Annotated in this window: 1 protein-coding gene; it reads left to right on the forward strand. The window is 66.9% G+C overall.

Translation table 11 applies throughout. The features are described from left to right. The coding region (locus ABD810_RS40770) for an ATP-binding protein (protein WP_344953932.1) at window positions 1-602 on the forward strand (602 nt) is incomplete at both ends.

A 602-nucleotide genomic window follows, 5' to 3' on the forward strand; every position in this document is an offset into this window, starting at 1 on the left:
GATCCCGCCGAGGTCGTCCGGGTCCTGCTCGCCGAGGAGGTCACCGGTCGCGACAGCGCGACACGGCGCAGCCGCCGCAAAAGCGCTGGATTCCCCTCCGGCAAGACCTTCTCCTCCTGGCGCGCCACCGACTCCTCCATCGGCCAGGCCACCCAAGACGCGCTGATGACCCTGGAATGGGTCAGCCGCGCTGAGAACTGCGTGATCTCGGGCCCGTCCGGGACCGGGAAGTCCCATTTCGTCGAAGCCCTGTGTCATCTGGCGATCGAAAAGGACCTGCGCATCTCCTGGTTCACCCTCGAAACCCTCGCCGTCGCTGTCGGCCGGGCCAAGGTCGACGGGACGGTCTCCCGCGCGATCACCCGGATCTGCCGCAGTGACATCATCGTGGTCGACGACATCGGACTGCTGCCGGTCGGCCACGACACCGCCGAAGCGTTCTATCGCGTCGTCGACGCCGTCTACGAACGCCGCAGCATCGCGGTCACCAGCAACATCCATCCCTCCGGCTTCGACACGATCATGCCCAAGACCCTGGCCACCGCGACCGTCGACCGGCTCATGCATCACGCCCACTTCGTCGAGACCAGCGGCGAGTCCCA

Origin of the sequence: Sphaerisporangium flaviroseum, assembly GCF_039537005.1 — a bacterium.
Classification (GTDB): domain Bacteria; phylum Actinomycetota; class Actinomycetes; order Streptosporangiales; family Streptosporangiaceae; genus Sphaerisporangium; species Sphaerisporangium flaviroseum.